This window comes from Rathayibacter sp. Leaf248 (genome assembly GCF_920939495.1).
GTDB classification, from domain to species: Bacteria; Actinomycetota; Actinomycetes; order Actinomycetales; family Microbacteriaceae; genus Rathayibacter; species Rathayibacter caricis.
The window spans coordinates 2,604,107-2,620,526 of sequence record NZ_CAKLAV010000001.1; the positions used below are offsets into that span (position 1 = coordinate 2,604,107).

Below are 16,420 nucleotides of genomic sequence, written 5' to 3' on the forward strand. Positions count from 1 at the left end.
GGTCCTATTCGACGAGGTCGCGGGTGCGGCTGGTGCGCCACTGGACGTAGGTGAAGAGGAGCGTGATGAGCAGGATCACGACGCCCAGCGCCGCTCCGTAGCCCTGCTCGCGCACCTGGAAGCCGTTGCGGTAGGCGTAGGTTCCGAGCACCGAGGTCGCGAAGCCCGGTCCGCCGCCGGTCATCACGAAGACGATGTCGAAGACCTGGAACGAGGCGATCACGTTCATGATCAGCAGGAAGAACGTCGACGGGCCGACCAGCGGCACCGTCAGCGCGCGGAACTGCTGCCAGCGCGTCGCTCCGTCGATCCGCGCCGCCTCGTAGAGCTCGGGCGAGACGCTCTGCAGGCCGGCGATGTAGATCACCATGTTGAAGCCGATCCGCAGCCAGATCGCGGTGATCATCACCGAGATCATCGCGGGCGCGCCCTCGGACTGCCAGGAGACGGGCGAGGCGCCGAGCGAGGTCAGCACCTTGTTCACGATGCCGGAGGACTCGCTGAAGATCGTGACCGCGATCATGCCGGAGGCGACTCCGGAGATGACCAGCGGCAGCACGATGATCGTGCGGTAGACGCCGCGCGCGGGCAGCACCGAGTTGAGCAGCACGGCCAGGCCCAGCCCGCCGATCAGCTCGATCGGCACGGTCACGGCGGTGAACAGCAGCGTGTTGGCGAGGCTCTGCCAGAAGACCGGATCCGCGCCCATCCGCAGGTAGTTCGCGAACCCGACCCACTCCGGCGTGCCGAAGCCGCGCGAGTCCTGGAACGACAGCTGGATCGCCCACAGGATCGGCACGAAGAGGAACAGCGCCATCAGCAGCATGTTCGGCGCCACGAAGCCGTAGCCCGTGAGCGCCTCCCTGGTGCGGGCGGCCGACCGCCGCCGGGCGGGCGCGGGTGCGCCTTCCCTGCGGCGGAGTGCGGCGGACGTCATCAGCTGGTCGCCTGCCCGATGGCGTCGGAGAGGTCCGTCAGCGTCTCCTCGGTGCTGCGGCCGTTCACGAAGGCCTGCTCGAGCTGGTCCTGCATCGCGACCGAGATCTGCGCGAGGAACGGCGAGGTGAGCTGCTGCACGTCGCGCGGCGTGATCGTCGAGGCCTGCTCGACGAAGACGGGCATGACATCCGGGCGCACCGCGAACTCGATCGAGGCGGGGTCGATGTCGGAGCGGGTGGGCAGCTCGTTCGTCGCCGCGCAGAACTCGGCCATGGTCTCGGCCTCGGTCATGAAGGTCAGGAACTCGGCGGCCAGCTCGGGGTTCGCGGTGTCGGCGGTGGCGACGAGGGCGTTTCCGCCGAGGTCGGTCGCTCCGCGCTGGTCGACGGGCATCGGAGTAGCGACCCACTCGAAGTCGGCGAGGTCGTCGATGTCGGGCACCAGGAACGAGCCGGCGAACGCCATCGCGGCGGTCTCCTCCGTGAAGAAGGAGTCGGCGTAGGTGGCCGACTTGACCGAGCTGGTCGGGGGCACCCAGTCGTTCTCGAAGAAGCTCTTCGTGAAGTCGAGCGCCTTCGCGCCCTCGGGGGAGTCGATGGCGGGCGTGGTGCCGTCCTCCTCGAGCAGGGCGCCGTCGGCCTCGAACAGCCAGCTCAGCCAGCGCGGGGTGCCGCCGAGCTGCCAGTTGTAGACGAAGGGGTACTGCTCGGCGGGGAGGGAGGCGCGCAGCGTCGTGGCGACGTCGGTGAACTCCTCCCAGGTCCAGGCCTCGTCGAGCGTGGTCGGCACGTCGGTGATGCCCGCGGCGGCGAGCAGCTCCGTGTTGACGAGCAGCGCCGAGACGTCGGTCTGGTGCGGGACGCCGTAGGGCACGCCCTCGTACGAGACGGCCTCCCAGAACGCGGGCGTGAAGTCGGCGATCTGATCCTCGGTGAAGTACTCGCTCACGTCGAGCAGCTGCTCCTGGCTCGAGTAGACGCCGAGGTTGCCGTAGTCGACGCGGAACACGTCGGGCGCCTCGCCCGAACTGAGCTGCGCGTCGATGTTGCTGAACATCTGGTCGTAGGGGACGACGTTGAGCTGCACGTCGACGCCCTCGTTCGCCGCCTCGAAGTCGGTGATCAGCGACTCGAAGGCCGCCTGCTCGGACTCGCTGGCCCAGGTGGTGAAGGTGAGGGAGTCGGCGTCGGATCCGCCGCCGCCCCCTCCTCCGAAGCCGCTGCAGCCGGTGAGGGCGGCGGTGACGGCCAGGACGGTGGCGGTGGGGAGGAGTCGTCGTGTCTTCATGGTGTCCTCTGCTGTGGTGTGCGGTGCGGTGTCTGCGGTGTGCGGGTGCGTGCGGGTGCGCGGTGTCGGTCTGCGGGTCAGGGGTCGAGGCGGTCGAGCGCGGTCTCGACGAGCGAGACGAGGCCGTGGGGGCCGAGCTGGCCCTCGAGCGACTCGAGCGACTCGCCGGGGTCCTCGGAGTCGAGCGCCGCGTGAGCCGTTGCGGCCGCGTCCTCGATCGCGCGCACGCAGCCGAAGCGGGCGATGCGCGAGTCGTCGATCGCGGTCGCTCCGTAGCCCGAGCGGAACGCCCGGCGCTGCTCGTCGCTGATCGGCTGCGAGAAGATCACGCCGAGCTCGATCAGCAGCAGGTCGACCTCGCGCGGGGCGACGGTCGCCTCGTCGAAGTCGATGAGCCAGGGGCGGCCGTCGACGCCGATCACGACGTTGCCCGGATGCGGATCGCCGTGCAGGGGCACGCGCGCGGTCGGCGTGCGCTCGCGCTTGAGGCGCCGCTCCGCCCGGGCGAGCGCCTCGAGGCGCGGTCGGTGATCGCGCCAGAACCGGGCGACGGCGTGGTCCTGCACGGCGTGCATCCGCTCGTCGAGATCGGCCAGGCGGGCGAGCGGAGGGGCGTCCGCTCGGCGGATCCCGCGGCGGACGGGAGCGCCGGCGGGCGGTTCGGAGTCGTGCACGGCGCGCAGCACGACGCCGAGCCCCTCCCACGAGAGGGCGTCGGGGCCGGAGTCGACCGCGTCCTCGCCGAGGATCCACGGGGCGACCGAGACGAGCACGCCGTCGTCCTCCGTCCACGGGCGGCCGTCGTCGGCGCGCAGCGGAGCGATCACACCCGGCACTCCTGCGTCGGCGAGCGAGGCGGCCAGCGACAGCCCGAAGCGGCCGTCGCGGCGGCTCGCCTTGACGCTCCACAGGGCTCCGGAGTCGTCGGTCGCGCACCAGACACGGGCCCGGTCGTCGAGTCCGCCGGTCACCGGTTCGAGCCGCGCGATCGGCACGCCGAACCGCTGTCGGACCCGGTCGTCCACCGCGGCGTCGAGAATGCTCATCCGTGTCATCGTGACGCCCGAACGGGGCGGAAACACGGACTTGCGGATCGGGCGCGGAGGTGCGCGGGGTGCGTCGGTGCTCGGGGGGTCAGTCCGGAGCGACCGCCGCCAGCCACTGGCGCACGAGGGGCGCGACGAGCGCGGGGTCCTCGTCGGCGTCGAGCGCGCGGACCGCGCGGTCGGGCGCCCGCCACTGCACGCGGGTGTCGTCGAGGACCGGCGCGACCTCGTCGGCGCGCGCCGCGACTCCGCGGTGCAGCACGACCTCGACCCGGTCGCCCGGCCGCAGGCGCAGCGTGACCAGGTGCTCGCCGATCGCGTAGCTCGGCGCGTTCCACTTCACCGACTCGACGAGCCGCGGATCCGCGGACAGCACCGCCTCGCGCACCCGCGTGATCTGCTCGTGGCGCGGGTGCCCCATCGCGGCGACGTGAGCGGAGGCGGCGGCGTCGAGTCGGGACATGGAGCCACCGTGGCACGGGACCGGGCGCCGCGGGTGTTCGCAACCGAGGTCAGGATCCGGGGAAGGGCACGGGGAGGGCCGCCGCGGCCCTCCGGACCTCGGTTGCGCACTGCGTCGAGCCGCGACTCGGAACGCGGACGCCCCACTCGGCCGCGGACGTGCGCAAGGCTGGAGCAATGCAGTTCAGAGTCTTCACCGAACCCCAGGAGGGCGCGAGCTACGAGGATCTCCTCGCCGTCGCCCAGGCGACCGAGGCCCTCGGCTTCGACGGCTTCTTCCGCTCCGACCACTACCTCCGCATGGGCGAGGGCGATCCCGGCCCCGGTCCCTCCGACGCGTGGACCTCGCTCGCCGGCCTCGCCCGCGAGACCGAGCGGATCGCGCTCGGCACGCTCGTCTCCTCCGTCACCTACCGCCCGCCGGGGATCCTCGCGATCCAGGTCGCGCAGGTGGACGCGATGTCGGGCGGCCGCGTCGAGCTCGGGCTCGGCACGGGCTGGTTCGAGAAGGAGCACGCCGCGTACGGCATCCCGTTCCCGCCCCGCCGCTTCGACCTGCTCGAGGAGCAGCTCGAGATCGTCACCGGCCTCTGGTCGACCCCGGTCGGCGAGCGCTACTCCTTCGCGGGCGAGCACTACACGCTCACCGATTCGCCGGCGCTGCCGAAGCCCGCGCGGCTGCCGGTCCCCGTGATCGTGGGCGGAGGGGGCCCCAAGCGCACCCCGCGGCTCGCGGCCCGGTTCGCGAGCGAGTTCAACCTGCCGTTCCCCGAGGTCGACTCGATCCGCGGCTCGTTCGACCGCGTCGACGAGGCGTGCCGTGCGATCGGGCGCGAGCCGTCGTCGCTGGTGCACTCGGTCGCGCTGATCGCGGTGGCCGGAGCTTCCGAGGCGGAGTTCACGCGCCGGGCCGCGGCCGTCGGGCGCGAGCCGGCCGAGCTGCGCGAGCACGGCATCGCCGGCGGCGTGCAGGAGGCGGTCGACCGCCTGGAGTCGCTGCGCGCGTCGGGCGTCGAGCGGGTCTACCTGCAGATGATGGACCTGCACGACCTCGAGCACCTCGACCTGTTCGCCCGCGAGATCCTGCCGCGCCTGTCCGCTTGACGCCGCGCTCGGTTCTCCACAAGTCGTGGTAACCGCTCGCGTTTCCCGCAACTTCTGGAGAGGGGACGGCCCGGTTCGCCCCACTCCGCAGAAGTCGTCGTACTCGAGCCCGACTACGACGGCTTCCGCGGACTCGAGTACTGCGCCCTCAGCGCGGCCAGCGCGGCCCCAGCGCGGTACCGGAGTCGGAGTCGCGCGGCTGCCCCCCCCCCCCCGCCCAGCGCTTCTCCAAAAGTTGCGGTAATCGCTCGCGCTTCCCGCAACTTCTGGAGAGTGGGCGGCCCGGCGGGCCCGAGTCCGCGGAAGTCGTCGTACTCGAGCCCCAGTACGACGACTCCTGGAGAGTCGCCGCGCGCTGCTCCCTCCGCCCGCCCGCGACCTAGGCTGGACGGGTGCCTGAGACCATCGAGCGCCCCGATGAGCGGCTGCGCACCCGCTCCGCCGCGGACGTCCCGTGGATCGTGCTCGTCTGGGACGACCCCGTGAACCTCATGTCGTACGTCTCGTACGTCTTCCGCAGCTACTTCGGCTTCGGCCGGGCCGAGGCCGAGCGCCTCATGCTGCAGGTCCACACCGAGGGTCGCGCGGTCGTCGCGCAGGGCAATCGCGAGGAGATGGAGCGGCACGTGGAGGCGATGCACGGCTTCGGCCTGTGGGCGACGCTGCAGAAGGCCGACGCATGAGCACCGCGGTCCTCACCGCCGCGCCCCGCCGCACCCCCGTCCGCCCCTCGAGAGCCCCCCGCTGATGCGTGCCTTCCGCCGCGACTCCTCCGGCGCCGCCGTCGCCCGCTTCGACCGGGAGGAGGCGGGGATCCTCCGCCACCTCGCCGGCGAGATGCTCGAGCTGCTCGATCGCAGCGTCGACGACGACCTCGCCCGCACCGATCCTGCACTCGCGCGCCTGCTCCCCGACGCCTACCGCGACGACGCCGAGGCCGCCGCCGAGTTCCGGCGATTCACCGCCCCCGATCTCGCCGGACGCAAGATGGACGACGCACGGTCGGTGACCGCCGCGCTGGACGCGGGGGACGACTCCGGGCACGGACGCGTCTTCGCGGGCCTCGGCGAGATCTCGGTGCGCCTCGAGGAGCCGCAGGCGCTCTCGTGGATGCGCGCGCTCACCGACATGCGCCTCGCGCTCGCCGCCCGCCTCGGCATCCTCGACTCCGACGACGGACTCGAGCCGGAGGACGAGAACGCGGCCGCGATCCGCAGCGTCTACGACTGGCTCGGCGCCGTCCAGGACGGCCTGGTCCGCGCCGTCGACGTCTAGCCGTTCTAGCGAATCCACAGGTGTGGACAACCCTGTGGAGAACTGTGGACAACCGTGGGGAGAACTCCTCCACAGGGCCACCGGACCGCGGGAACACAGCGCAAGGGGATGTGGGGGCCTGTGGAAACGCGTAGCGTCCCGCCTGTGAACACTCCGAGTGGTACCCAGGCCAAGCAGGCGGCCGACGACGCGCAGGACTCGACGGCGGTGCGCACCCTCGCCCGGTTCGGCTACGCCGCGAACGGTCTCGTGCACATCCTCATCGGCGTCATCGCCCTCCAGGTCGCGCGGGGCGGCGGAGGATCGGCCGACCAGTCCGGCGCGCTCGGCGCCCTCTCCTCCACTCCCGGCGGCACCGTGGTGCTCTGGGTGTGCACGGTCGGCCTCTTCGGCCTCGCACTGTGGGGGATCCTCGAGGCGTTCCTCGTCGTCAAGGGCGACACCGAGCTGAAGAAGTGGGGCAGCAGGCTGAAGGAGGCGGCGAAGGCCGTCGTCTACGCCGCACTCGGCGTGACCGCGCTGCGCTTCGCGATGGGCGACGGATCGAGCTCGTCCGAGTCGTCCGAGAGCGCCAGCGCTCAGCTGCTGTCGGCTCCGGGCGGAGTCGTCCTGCTGGTGCTCGTGGGCGTGATCGTCCTCGCGGTCGGCGGCGTCTTCGTCTACCGGGGCGTCAGCAAGAAGTTCCTCGAGAACGTCGCGGAGCCCGGTGGCACCGCGGGCACCGTCGTCACCTGGCTCGGCATCGTCGGCTACACCGCCAAGGGCATCGTCCTCGGCGCGCTCGGCGTCCTGCTGATCGTCGCCGCGGTGAAGCACGATCCGGAGCAGGCCGGCGGTCTCGACGAGGCGCTGAAGTCGCTGACGGAGCTGCCGTTCGGCGTGTTCCTGCTCGGCTTCGTCGCGGTCGGCCTCATCGCGTACGGGGTCTTCTGCTTCGCCCGCGCGCGCTGGCCGCGTCTCTGACCCGCGCCCTCCTGCCCCGGAGCGATCGCTCCTACTCCGCAGCGCCCGCGGGCGCAACTGCTCACGCCGGGGTCGCCGCGGTGACACGCTGAGCCTGTGAGTGCGGGGACCGACGACGAGGTCGCGAGCGAGGTCTACTCGGTCGGGATCGCTGCCGCGCGCCTGCTCCGCTCCGCCGCCACCGGCGACCGTGCCGCGTTCGCCGCGCTCTTCGACCGCTTCGGCTCCCTCTTCTCCGCGTCCGTCGCGGCCGTCCACTCCGACGCCGCGACCCGCGACCGCCTCTGCACCGAGGCGTTCGCCGAGGTCTGGCGCCGCTGTCCCGAGGGCGCCCGCTCCGAGACCCCGGTGCTCTGGCTGCTCGAGGTGCTCTGCGAGACCCTCGGCACCTCGAGGGCGGTCGCCCGGCGTCCGATGGGCACCGGCCTCCTCGCCCTGCCGTGCCCCGATCGGGAGCTGCTGCTCCTGGCGGTCGCCGGTCGCTACACGCAGCCCGAGATCGCGGCGCTCACCGGAGTGGGGGAGCCGGCGCTGCGGCGGATCCTGCGCGACGCGCTCACCTCGCTCCGCGGCGGCGCGGGCGACGGCCGGCTGACCGCGTGAACCCCTTAGACCTTCGGGAATACCCCGCAGCGCGATAAAGTTGAGTCAGTCGAACTCAACTTTCGATCTTCACGGAGGACACCACAGATGCAGGCCGGTCGTACGCCCCAGCAGGACGAGCAGCAGTCCGCTCTCGAGCAGTACGGCGTCGACCTCACCGCGATCGCAGCGAGCGGCAAGCTCGATCCGGTGATCGGTCGCGACGCCGAGATCCGCCGCGTCAGCCAGGTGCTGACCCGGCGCACCAAGAACAACCCCGTGCTCATCGGCGAGCCCGGCGTCGGCAAGACGGCGGTCGTCGAGGGCCTCGCCCAGCGGATCGTCGCGGGCGACGTCGCCGACAGCCTCAAGGGCAAGCGGCTCGTCAGCCTCGACCTGTCCGCCCTCATCGCCGGCGCGAAGTACCGCGGCGAGTTCGAGGAGCGGTTGAAGGCGGTGCTGAAGGAGATCAACGACTCCGAGGGCCGCATCATCACGTTCATCGACGAGCTGCACACGCTCATGGGCGCCGGTGGCGGCGACGGCTCGGTCGCGGCCGCCAACATGCTCAAGCCGATGCTCGCCCGCGGTGAGCTGCGGATGATCGGCGCCACCACGCTCGACGAGTACCGCGAGTACATCGAGAAGGACGCCGCTCTCGAGCGCCGGTTCCAGCAGGTGTTCGTCGGCGAGCCGTCGGTCGAGGACACCGTCGCGATCCTCCGCGGCCTGAAGGAGCGCTACGAGGCGCACCACAAGGTCGCGATCGCCGACTCCGCCCTGGTCGCCGCCGCCTCGCTGTCGAACCGCTACATCACCGCGCGTCAGCTGCCCGACAAGGCCATCGACCTGATCGATGAGGCCGCGTCGCGGCTGCGGATGGAGATCGACTCCGCTCCCGTCGAGATCGACGAGCTCCGCCGCTCCGTCGACCGGCTGAAGCTCGAGGAGCTGGCGCTGAAGAAGGAGAAGGACGAGGCCTCCAAGGCCCGCCTCGAGAAGCTGCGCGAGGACCTCGCGCGCCGGGGCGCCCAGCTCGACGAGCTGCAGCAGCGCTGGGAGCGCGAGCGCGCCTCCCTCAACCGCGTCGGCGACCTGAAGAACAAGCTCGACGCCCTGCGGATCGAGGCCGAGCGCGCCCAGCGCGAGGGCCGCCTCGAGCGCGCGTCGCGCCTCCTCTACGGCGACATCCCCGTGATCGAGCGCGATCTCGCGGCCGCCGAGAAGGAGGAGGAGCCCGCCGAGGGCCGCATGGTCAACGAGCAGGTCACCGCCGACGACATCGCCGCCGTGATCGCGGCGTGGACGGGCATCCCCGTCGGCCGGCTGATGCAGGGCGAGACCGAGAAGCTGCTCCACCTCGAGCGCGAGCTGCACCGGCGCCTGATCGGGCAGGAGCAGGCCGTGTCGGCCGTCGCGGACGCGGTCCGCCGCACGCGCGCCGGCATCTCGGATCCCGACCGTCCGACGGGCTCGTTCCTGTTCCTCGGCCCGACCGGCGTCGGCAAGACCGAGCTCGCGAAGGCGCTCGCCGACCACCTGTTCGACGACGAGAAGGCGCTGGTGCGCATCGACATGTCCGAGTACGGCGAGAAGTTCGCCGTCTCGCGGCTGGTCGGCGCCCCTCCCGGCTACATCGGCTACGAGCAGGGCGGCCAGCTGACGGAGGCCGTGCGTCGGCGCCCCTACTCGGTGGTGCTGCTCGACGAGATCGAGAAGGCGCACCCCGAGGTGTTCGACGTGCTGCTGCAGGTGCTCGACGACGGTCGCCTGACCGACGGTCAGGGCCGCACGGTCGACTTCCGCAACACGATCCTGATCCTGACCTCGAACCTCGGCTCGCAGTTCCTCGTCGACCCGACGCTCTCGAACGAGCAGAAGGACGAGGCGGTGCAGCAGATGGTGCGCCAGGCCTTCAAGCCCGAGTTCGTGAACCGCCTCGACGACATCGTGATCTTCCGGACGCTCGACGAGACCGAGCTGGGCGAGATCGTGTCGCTGTACGTCGATCGGCTGTCGCGTCGCCTGACGGAGCGACGGCTCGATCTGGCCGTGACGCCCCGCGCCCGCGGATGGCTCGCCGAGCGAGGCTACGACCCGCTGTACGGCGCGCGGCCGCTGCGCCGCCTGATGCAGCACGAGATCGACGACCAGCTGGCGACCTCGCTGCTCGACGGGTCGATCCGCGACGGCGACGTGGTGCTGGTCGACGTGTCGGACGACGGCGACGGTCTCGTGGTCAGCGCCGGGCTGCCGACGGCGGCGTAGGGCGGCTCGGACTCCGCGGGAATCGTCGTACTCGAGCTCGAGTACGACGACTTCCGCGGACTCGAGGGCGCGGCTGCCGGCGGAGGCTCCTCCACAGAGGGGCGGGGCCGCGAAGTCGTCCACAGCGTCGGGGGAGCGGCCCTCGCGGCACCCGGCCGCGCCGGTACCGTCGCCGCCATGTCCCTCCCTCCGCCGGCTCCGCGCATGGCCGACCTCGCTCCCGAGCAGCGCCCGCGCGAGCGCTTGCGCGCGCACGGTCCGGCGGCGCTGACCGACGCCGAGACCCTGGCCGTCCTGATCGGCAACGGCGTCCGCGGCGCCAACGCGACCGTCGTCGCCCAGCAGCTGCTCGCCCGGTTCGGCGGCATCGACGCGGTCGCGCGGGCCGGAGTCGTCGACCTCGCCCGCCAGCGCGGCATCGGCGAGGTCGCGGCGTGCCGCATCGTCGCGTCCTTCGAGCTGCGCCGGCGGATGAACCGCGCGCACCGGGCGCCGCGCGTCACCACTCCCGCCGAGCTCGCCGCTCTCGTGGGCCCCCTGTTGAGCGCCCGGCCCGACGAGACCGTGCTCGCCGTCGCGCTCGACGCCTCCGGGGCGGTGCGCGACGTCCTCGCCCTGGCCGACGGAGGCGCCTCCCACGCCGATCTCCCCGTGCCCGCGGTCCTGGCCGAGGTCCTCTCCCGCGGAGCCGCCGGCGTCGCACTCGCGCACAGCCACTCCGGCGACGCGACCGTGCTCCCCTCCGACCGCGCCGCCACCCGCGCGCTCGCCGACGGGGCCCGGGCGTGCGGCCTCGGGTTCCTGGCGCACGTGGTCGTCGGGCGCGACGGCTGGGCGGAGGCGCCGCCGTGACGAGCGGGGCGGCCGCGGTCTCCGCGCCTCTCCTCTGCGCCCGTCTCCTCTGTGCCCCGTTCCGCACGCCCGTGCAAGCCCCCGCCCCGCGCCGCCTCCCGCGCGCGCCCCGGCGTACCGTGGAAACGACCCCACCCCCCTCTCGAGCAGGAGATCCCTCATGCGAGCAACACTCATCCACGGCGAGCGCGACATCCGACTCGAGGAGGTCCCCGAGCCGACCCTGTCGACCGGGCGCGACGCGATCGTGCGCGTCACCGCGGCCTGCGTGTGCGGCTCCGACCTCTGGCCCTACCGCGGCGTCACGCCGACGAAGGAGGCGCACCGCATCGGGCACGAGTTCGTCGGAGTCGTCGAGTCGGTCGGCGACGACGTGCGCGACATCTCCGTCGGCGACTTCGTGATCGCTCCGTTCTACGTCTGCGACGGCACGTGCGCGAACTGCGCCAACGGCGTCTCGACGTCGTGCCTCATCGGCGGCTGGTGGGGAGCCGAGGTGGGTGACGAGGGCTTCGCCGACGGCGCCCAGGGCGAGAAGGTGCGCGTGCCGCTGGCCGACGGCACCCTCTTCCGCGTCGGCACCGATCCCGACCCGAAGCTCATCCCCAGCCTCCTGACGCTCGCCGATGTCATGGGCACCGGTCACCACGCCGCCGTCTCGGCCGGCGTCACCGCGGGCTCGACCGTGGCGGTCGTGGGTGACGGAGCGGTCGGCCTCTGCGCCGTGCTCGCCGCCAAGCGACTCGGCGCCACGACGATCATCGCCATGTCGCGCCACGAGTCCCGTCAGGCGCTCGCCACCCGCTTCGGCGCCACGCACATCGTCGAGACGCGCGGAGACGAGGGCGTCGCCCGTGTGAAGGAGCTCACCGGCGGCATCGGCGCCGACTGCGTCCTCGAGTGCGTCGGCACCAAGGAGTCGATGCAGCAGGCGCTCGACTCGGCTCGCCCCGGCGGCATGGTCGGCTACGTCGGCGTGCCCAACGGCGGTCCGGAGCTGCCCGTGCGCCAGATGTTCGGGTCGAACGTCGGCGTGAACGGCGGAGTCGCGCCCGTCCGCGGCTACATGGAGGAGCTCCTCCCCGACGTGCTCAGCGGAGCGATCGAGCCCGGCCTGGTCTTCGACCTCGAGCTCCCGCTCGATGAGATCGCGGAGGCGTACGCCGCGATGGACGAGCGCCGCGCGATCAAGACGCTGGTCCGCCCGTAATGGGGGAGAGGGGCGTCCGCCGAGGCGCGGGGAGTAGCCTCCCGCGCATCACCGCGTCAGCCCGCACCGCCGCGACGGCGTCCCTCTTCCACCCGGATCTCGCGCTCGGCCGCTGGATCCCGCCCGTCTCCCTCGGGCCGCGCCTGCTCCGCCTCGCCACCCGGCGCGAGGCCGTGGGCGGGGAGGCGCCGGCCGACCTGCTCGTCGAGGACGTCGAGATCCCGGGCGCCGACGGCGCACCGCCGATCCGGGCGCGCAGCTACCGCCCCGCATCCTCCGCGGGACCGCCCCCGCCCTCCTCTGGGTGCACGGCGGAGGGATGGTGCTGGGCAGCCGTTTCCAGGACGAGGCGTCGAACATCGCCTTCGCCCGCACCCTCGGCATCACCGTCCTCTCGGTCGAGTACCGCCTCTCGCCCGCGCATCCCGCTCCCGCCGCCCTCGAGGACGTGCTGGCCGCCTTCCACTGGCTCGTCGAGCACGCCGACGAGCGCGGGGTCGATCCCCACCGCATCGCGATCGGAGGAGCGAGCGCCGGCGGAGGCCTCGCCGCGGGCGCGACCCTGCTCGCCCACGACCGCGGCGGGCCTCAGCCCGCGTTCCAGCTGCTCGTCTACCCGATGCTCGACGACCGCACCGTGACCCGCCCCGGGCCCACTCCTCCGGGCGTCCGTGTCTGGACTCCCGGCAGCAACCGCTTCGGCTGGACCTCCTACCTCGGCACCGAGCCCGGCGGCGCGGACGTCTCGCCCTACGCCGCACCCGCCCGCCGCGACGACCTCACGGGCCTCCCGCCCGCCTGGATCGGCGTCGGCACCCTCGACCTCTTCCACGACGAGGACGTCCGCCACGCCGAGCGCCTGCGTGCGGCCGGCGTGCCCTGCGAGCTCGAGATCGTGCAGGGCGCGTTCCACGGCTTCGACGCCCTGTTCCGCCGGACCGGAGTCGCGAAGCGCTTCTGGGCCGCCCAGGCCGCGGCCCTCGCCGCGGCCCTCACTCCGTAACGAGAGCGTGCCGCGCGGGTAATCCGCCCGAAACAGCAGGGGCCTAGGTTCGTTCACGACCCGGCTTCGGCCGGGTCTTTCTTCCCGCACTTCTGCTACAAGGTCGCATAATCCGGACCGAACCGGACCCGGCGGCCCGCCCCTCCTCCGCACGACCTTCGCCCTGCGCCGACTTCCGCTACAAAGTAGCGAAAAGCGCCCGGACCCCAGGAGCCTCCATGAAGCGCACCGCCCCGTCCTCCCGACTCGCCCTGCTCGGCGGAGTCGTCGCCGTCACCGCACTCGCCCTCACCGGATGCGGCCGCTCGGCCGACACCGCCGCCGCCGCCGCCGCCACCACGGTCGACGACTCCGCCGCCACCGGCACCGTCACCCTCTGGGCCCCCGACGGCGACGCCACCCAGCTCGACGCGGTCCTCGCCGACTACACGGCCGAGAACCCCGACCTCGACCTCGAGATCACCCTCGTCCCCTCCGACGAGTACAACACCAAGCTGCAGACCGCCGTCGCCGCGGGCACCGCCCCCGACATCGCGTTCCTCTACACGGAGGCGCAGGCGCAGTTCCTCGCGTCCGACGCCTTCGCACCGGTGCCCGACGGCCTCGTCGACTCCGACAGCTTCTTCGCCGGGTCGTGGGAGGCGGGCGAGCGCGACGGCACGACCTACTCCGTGCCCTGGTACGCGTACACCCGCGTGCTCATCTACCGCTCCGACTTCGCGGAAGCGGGCGGCGTCCAGGCCCCGACGACCTGGGACGAGACGATCCCCTTCTTCGAGGGCCTCGAGGCCGGCGGCGCCGAGAGCGGATTCGGCGCCGACGTCGGCTGGGACACCTACAACGGGCAGACCCTCGCCACCTTCGCGCACCAGGCCGGGGCCGAGCTCCTCAGCGACGACGGCTCGGAGTGGACCCTCGACACCCCCGAGATGCTCGCCGCGGCCGAGTACAACGCGTCGGTCTTCGCCGACGGCATCTCCTCGCCCGACACCCCGCAGTTCCTCGACGCGCAGCCGTACCTCGTGTCGGGGAAGACGGGATCGATGATCAGCGGCCCCTGGGTCGTCGCTACCCTCGACACCACGGCCGAGGAGGAGGGCTGGACCGACGCGCACATCGGCACCGCCGTGCTCCCCGCCGGTCCCGACAACGACTCCGGTCAGCTCGCCGGCGGCAGCTGGGGCGTGACCGCCTCCTCCGACAACGCCGCGTCGGCCTGGAAGGTCGTGCGCGCCACGGCCGAGCAGGACACCCAGATCGCGCAGTACGAGGCCGCGGGCAGCATGCCCGCCGTGGTCGACGCCTGGCAGGACCCGGTGATCGCCGACCAGCCGCTGCTGGACGCGTTCTTCGAGCAGCTGCAGAACGTGCAGCCGCTGCCCGCCGTCACCACCTGGACCCAGGTGTCGACCCTGCTCGGCCAGGAGATGGAGAAGGTCGCGCGCGGCAGCGAGTCGGCCGCGGACGCGCTCGCGGCCGTCCAGCGCCAGGCCGACTCGATCGGCACGGAGTGACCGCGTGGCTCTGACCGCCCTCGCCGGCCGGTCCGCGGTGGGAGCGGTGCGCGAGCGCCGCTCCCGCCACGGCCGCCACTCCGGCATCGCCTGGCTCTTCCTCGCGCCGTTCGCCGTGATCTTCGTGGTGTTCACGGCGATCCCGGTGCTCGCCTCCGTCGGCATGAGCCTCACCGACATCCGCGGCGCCGATCTGCAGCAGCCGTTCGGCGTCGACTTCACCGGCCTCGAGAACTACGCGGTCCTGCTGGGCGACGCGGCGTTCCTCCGCTCGGTGCTCAACACCCTCTACTTCGTCGTGATCGGGGTGCCGCTGACGATGATGGTGGGCTTCGTGCTCGCCCTGGCGCTGAACTCCGGCATCCGGCGGCTGCGTGGCGTGTTCCGGGCGCTCTTCTACGCCCCCGTCGTCACCAACATCGTCTCGGTGGCGCTGATCTGGCAGTACGCGTTCAACCAGAACGGCACGGTCAACGAGGTCCTCGGAGCGATCGGGTTCGCCGGCCCGAACTGGCTCGGCGACGAGCAGCTCGCCATGCCCGTCGTGATCCTGCTGGGCGTCTGGCGCAACTTCGGCACCGCGATGCTCCTGTTCCTCGCGGGCCTCCAGTCGGTGCCCGAGGACGTGCACGAGGCGGCCTCGCTCGACGGGGCGTCCCCGTGGCGCCGCCTGATCTCGATCACCGTGCCGCTGCTGATGCCCACGACGCTGCTCATCTCGGTGCTGCTGTCGGTCTTCTTCCTCCAGGTCTTCGACGAGCCGTACCTGCTCACGGGCGGCGGCCCGGTCGGATCCACCGAGTCGATGGCGCTGTACACCTACCGCCAGTTCGGCTTCGGGAACATCGGCGTCTCGTCGGCCGCGTCCTTCCTCCTCCTGCTCATCGTCGCGCTCGTCAGCGCGCTGCAGTTCCGTCTGCTGAGGTCCCGCTCATGACCACCACCGCCACCCGTCCGCCCGTCGCGCCGCCGGCCACCGCACCGCGTCCGCCGGCCCGCGAGACCACCACGCGCGCGATCGCCGAGCGCCGGCGGCACCTCGTGCTCTACCCGGTGCTCGCCGTCCTCGCGGCGATCACCCTGCTGCCCTTCGTCTGGGTCTTCTCGGGGTCGCTCCGCACGACCGCCGACATCAGCGCGAACCCCGGCGCGTGGCTCCCGTCGGCGGTGACCCTCGAGAACTTCGGCCGCCTCTTCGCGCAGGCGGGCTTCACCGGCTACCTCGCCAACAGCCTGATCGTCGCCGGAGTCGTGGTGGCAGGCAACGTGGTCGCCGCGGCCGCCGCCGGCTACGCGCTCGCCAAGCTCGACTTCGCGGGCAAGCGGTTCGCGATGGTCGCGGTGCTGATCTCGCTGATGATGCCGTTCTCGGCGGTCTTCGTGCCGCAGTTCGTCGTCACGGTGCGCCTGGGGCTGGTGAACACCCTCGCGGGCATCGCGCTGCCCTCGCTCGTGCTGCCGATCTCGATCTTCATCGTGCGGCAGTTCGCCGAGAGCATCCCGGAGGAGCTCCTCGAGGCAGCGCGGATCGACGGCGCGAGCGAGCTGCGGATCTTCGCGCAGGTGTTCCTGCCGCTGGCGGGCCCCGCGCTCGCGACGGTCGTGATCATGTCGTTCCTGGCCGCGTGGAACAACTTCATCTGGCCGCTGCTCGTGGCGCAGGACACCTCGACCTACACGCTCCCGGTCGGCCTCGCCGCGACGCGGCAGGCGGCGCAGAACGTCACCGACTACGGACTCGTCCTGGCCGGGGCGGTCGTCGTGATGCTGCCCGTGCTGGTGCTCTTCCTGCTCCTGCAGCGCTACTTCGTGCAGGGTATCGTCGCGACGGGGATGAAGTGAGGGGAGCCGCGGGCGTGGAGATCGTGGTCGAGGCCGCCTGCGGAGCCGTGCCGCTCCTCCCCGGGGAGCTCGT

At 72.3% G+C, this 16,420-nt stretch carries 16 protein-coding genes; 12 read left to right on the plus strand and 4 right to left on the minus strand.

Going from position 1 to position 16,420, the window contains the following annotated elements; all coding sequences use genetic code 11:
* Nucleotides 1–4 precede the first annotated feature (4 nt).
* The 4 genes from LRG51_RS12425 to LRG51_RS12440 form a co-directional block, all read right to left on the minus strand.
* Complete coding sequence (locus LRG51_RS12425) at nucleotides 5–937, minus strand: carbohydrate ABC transporter permease (RefSeq protein WP_230672978.1); 933 nt, start codon at nucleotides 935–937, stop codon at nucleotides 5–7.
* Nucleotides 937–2,226, minus strand: coding sequence for an ABC transporter substrate-binding protein (locus LRG51_RS12430; protein ID WP_230672979.1), 1,290 nt, complete (start codon nucleotides 2,224–2,226; stop codon nucleotides 937–939). The genes LRG51_RS12425 and LRG51_RS12430 overlap by 1 nt, the downstream gene beginning before the upstream one ends.
* Nucleotides 2,227–2,303: 77 nt before the next feature.
* A complete protein-coding gene (locus tag LRG51_RS12435) occupies nucleotides 2,304–3,272 on the minus strand; it encodes an aminoglycoside phosphotransferase family protein (RefSeq protein WP_230672980.1) in 969 nt (322 codons plus the stop codon).
* A gap of 88 nt (nucleotides 3,273–3,360) precedes the next feature.
* Nucleotides 3,361–3,735, minus strand: a complete 375-nt coding sequence (locus LRG51_RS12440) for a DUF1801 domain-containing protein (protein ID WP_055794111.1) — start codon at nucleotides 3,733–3,735, stop codon at nucleotides 3,361–3,363.
* 176 nt (nucleotides 3,736–3,911) lie between these two features.
* Here LRG51_RS12440 and LRG51_RS12445 point away from each other — a divergent pair, with 176 nt between their 5' ends.
* The 12 genes from LRG51_RS12445 to LRG51_RS12500 all read left to right on the plus strand — a co-directional run bounded on the left by LRG51_RS12445 (nucleotide 3,912) and on the right by LRG51_RS12500 (nucleotide 16,347).
* Nucleotides 3,912–4,838 (plus strand): LLM class F420-dependent oxidoreductase, encoded by a 927-nt coding sequence (locus tag LRG51_RS12445; protein WP_230672981.1) that lies wholly within the window; start codon nucleotides 3,912–3,914, stop codon nucleotides 4,836–4,838.
* 392 nt (nucleotides 4,839–5,230) lie between these two features.
* Complete coding sequence (clpS, locus tag LRG51_RS12450; RefSeq protein ID WP_055794114.1) at nucleotides 5,231–5,521, plus strand: ATP-dependent Clp protease adapter ClpS; 291 nt, start codon at nucleotides 5,231–5,233, stop codon at nucleotides 5,519–5,521.
* Nucleotides 5,522–5,585: 64 nt separating this feature from the next.
* On the plus strand, nucleotides 5,586–6,113 hold the full coding sequence (locus LRG51_RS12455; RefSeq protein WP_055794116.1) for a DUF2017 domain-containing protein: 528 nt from the start codon (nucleotides 5,586–5,588) through the stop codon (nucleotides 6,111–6,113).
* A 144-nt stretch (nucleotides 6,114–6,257) separates the two neighbouring features.
* Complete coding sequence (locus tag LRG51_RS12460) at nucleotides 6,258–7,076, plus strand: DUF1206 domain-containing protein (protein ID WP_230672982.1); 819 nt, start codon at nucleotides 6,258–6,260, stop codon at nucleotides 7,074–7,076.
* Between the two features lie 96 nt (nucleotides 7,077–7,172).
* Nucleotides 7,173–7,679 carry an RNA polymerase sigma factor gene (locus tag LRG51_RS12465; RefSeq protein WP_230672983.1) on the plus strand — a complete coding sequence of 169 codons (507 nt, stop codon included), beginning with the start codon at nucleotides 7,173–7,175 and terminating at the stop codon, nucleotides 7,677–7,679.
* An 87-nt stretch (nucleotides 7,680–7,766) separates the two neighbouring features.
* Nucleotides 7,767–9,926 (plus strand): ATP-dependent Clp protease ATP-binding subunit, encoded by a 2,160-nt coding sequence (locus LRG51_RS12470; protein ID WP_082481656.1) that lies wholly within the window; start codon nucleotides 7,767–7,769, stop codon nucleotides 9,924–9,926.
* Nucleotides 9,927–10,103: 177 nt separating this feature from the next.
* Nucleotides 10,104–10,778, plus strand: coding sequence for a JAB domain-containing protein (locus LRG51_RS12475; protein ID WP_230672984.1), 675 nt, complete (start codon nucleotides 10,104–10,106; stop codon nucleotides 10,776–10,778).
* A 160-nt stretch (nucleotides 10,779–10,938) separates the two neighbouring features.
* Entirely contained in the window at nucleotides 10,939–11,988 is a 1,050-nt protein-coding gene (locus tag LRG51_RS12480) for a zinc-dependent alcohol dehydrogenase family protein (RefSeq protein WP_230672985.1), read from the plus strand.
* Between the two features lie 319 nt (nucleotides 11,989–12,307).
* On the plus strand, nucleotides 12,308–12,991 hold the full coding sequence (locus tag LRG51_RS12485; RefSeq protein WP_230672986.1) for an alpha/beta hydrolase: 684 nt from the start codon (nucleotides 12,308–12,310) through the stop codon (nucleotides 12,989–12,991).
* Between the two features lie 218 nt (nucleotides 12,992–13,209).
* Nucleotides 13,210–14,505 carry an extracellular solute-binding protein gene (locus tag LRG51_RS12490; protein ID WP_268966586.1) on the plus strand — a complete coding sequence of 432 codons (1,296 nt, stop codon included), beginning with the start codon at nucleotides 13,210–13,212 and terminating at the stop codon, nucleotides 14,503–14,505.
* Between the two features lie 4 nt (nucleotides 14,506–14,509).
* Nucleotides 14,510–15,442, plus strand: coding sequence for a carbohydrate ABC transporter permease (locus tag LRG51_RS12495; RefSeq protein WP_055794129.1), 933 nt, complete (start codon nucleotides 14,510–14,512; stop codon nucleotides 15,440–15,442).
* Entirely contained in the window at nucleotides 15,439–16,347 is a 909-nt protein-coding gene (locus LRG51_RS12500; protein ID WP_082481660.1) for a carbohydrate ABC transporter permease, read from the plus strand. Before LRG51_RS12495 ends, LRG51_RS12500 begins: the two co-directional genes overlap by 4 nt.
* Nucleotides 16,348–16,420: the final 73 nt, after the last annotated feature.

Excerpts from the sequence above, each read along its gene's own strand:
- LRG51_RS12480 (WP_230672985.1), top strand. The coding sequence starts at position 10,939 with ATGCGAGCAACACTCATCCACGGCGAGCGCGACATCCGACTCGAGGAG.
- LRG51_RS12475 (WP_230672984.1), top strand. The coding sequence starts at position 10,104 with ATGTCCCTCCCTCCGCCGGCTCCGCGCATGGCCGACCTCGCTCCCGAG.
- LRG51_RS12430 (WP_230672979.1), bottom strand. The coding sequence starts at position 2,226 with ATGAAGACACGACGACTCCTCCCCACCGCCACCGTCCTGGCCGTCACC.
- LRG51_RS12470 (WP_082481656.1), top strand. The coding sequence starts at position 7,767 with ATGCAGGCCGGTCGTACGCCCCAGCAGGACGAGCAGCAGTCCGCTCTC.
- LRG51_RS12440 (WP_055794111.1), bottom strand. The coding sequence starts at position 3,735 with ATGTCCCGACTCGACGCCGCCGCCTCCGCTCACGTCGCCGCGATGGGG.
- LRG51_RS12485 (WP_230672986.1), top strand. The coding sequence starts at position 12,308 with ATGGTGCTGGGCAGCCGTTTCCAGGACGAGGCGTCGAACATCGCCTTC.
- LRG51_RS12425 (WP_230672978.1), bottom strand. The coding sequence starts at position 937 with ATGACGTCCGCCGCACTCCGCCGCAGGGAAGGCGCACCCGCGCCCGCC.
- LRG51_RS12500 (WP_082481660.1), top strand. The coding sequence starts at position 15,439 with ATGACCACCACCGCCACCCGTCCGCCCGTCGCGCCGCCGGCCACCGCA.
- LRG51_RS12445 (WP_230672981.1), top strand. The coding sequence starts at position 3,912 with ATGCAGTTCAGAGTCTTCACCGAACCCCAGGAGGGCGCGAGCTACGAG.
- LRG51_RS12455 (WP_055794116.1), top strand. The coding sequence starts at position 5,586 with ATGCGTGCCTTCCGCCGCGACTCCTCCGGCGCCGCCGTCGCCCGCTTC.
- LRG51_RS12490 (WP_268966586.1), top strand. The coding sequence starts at position 13,210 with ATGAAGCGCACCGCCCCGTCCTCCCGACTCGCCCTGCTCGGCGGAGTC.
- LRG51_RS12435 (WP_230672980.1), bottom strand. The coding sequence starts at position 3,272 with ATGAGCATTCTCGACGCCGCGGTGGACGACCGGGTCCGACAGCGGTTC.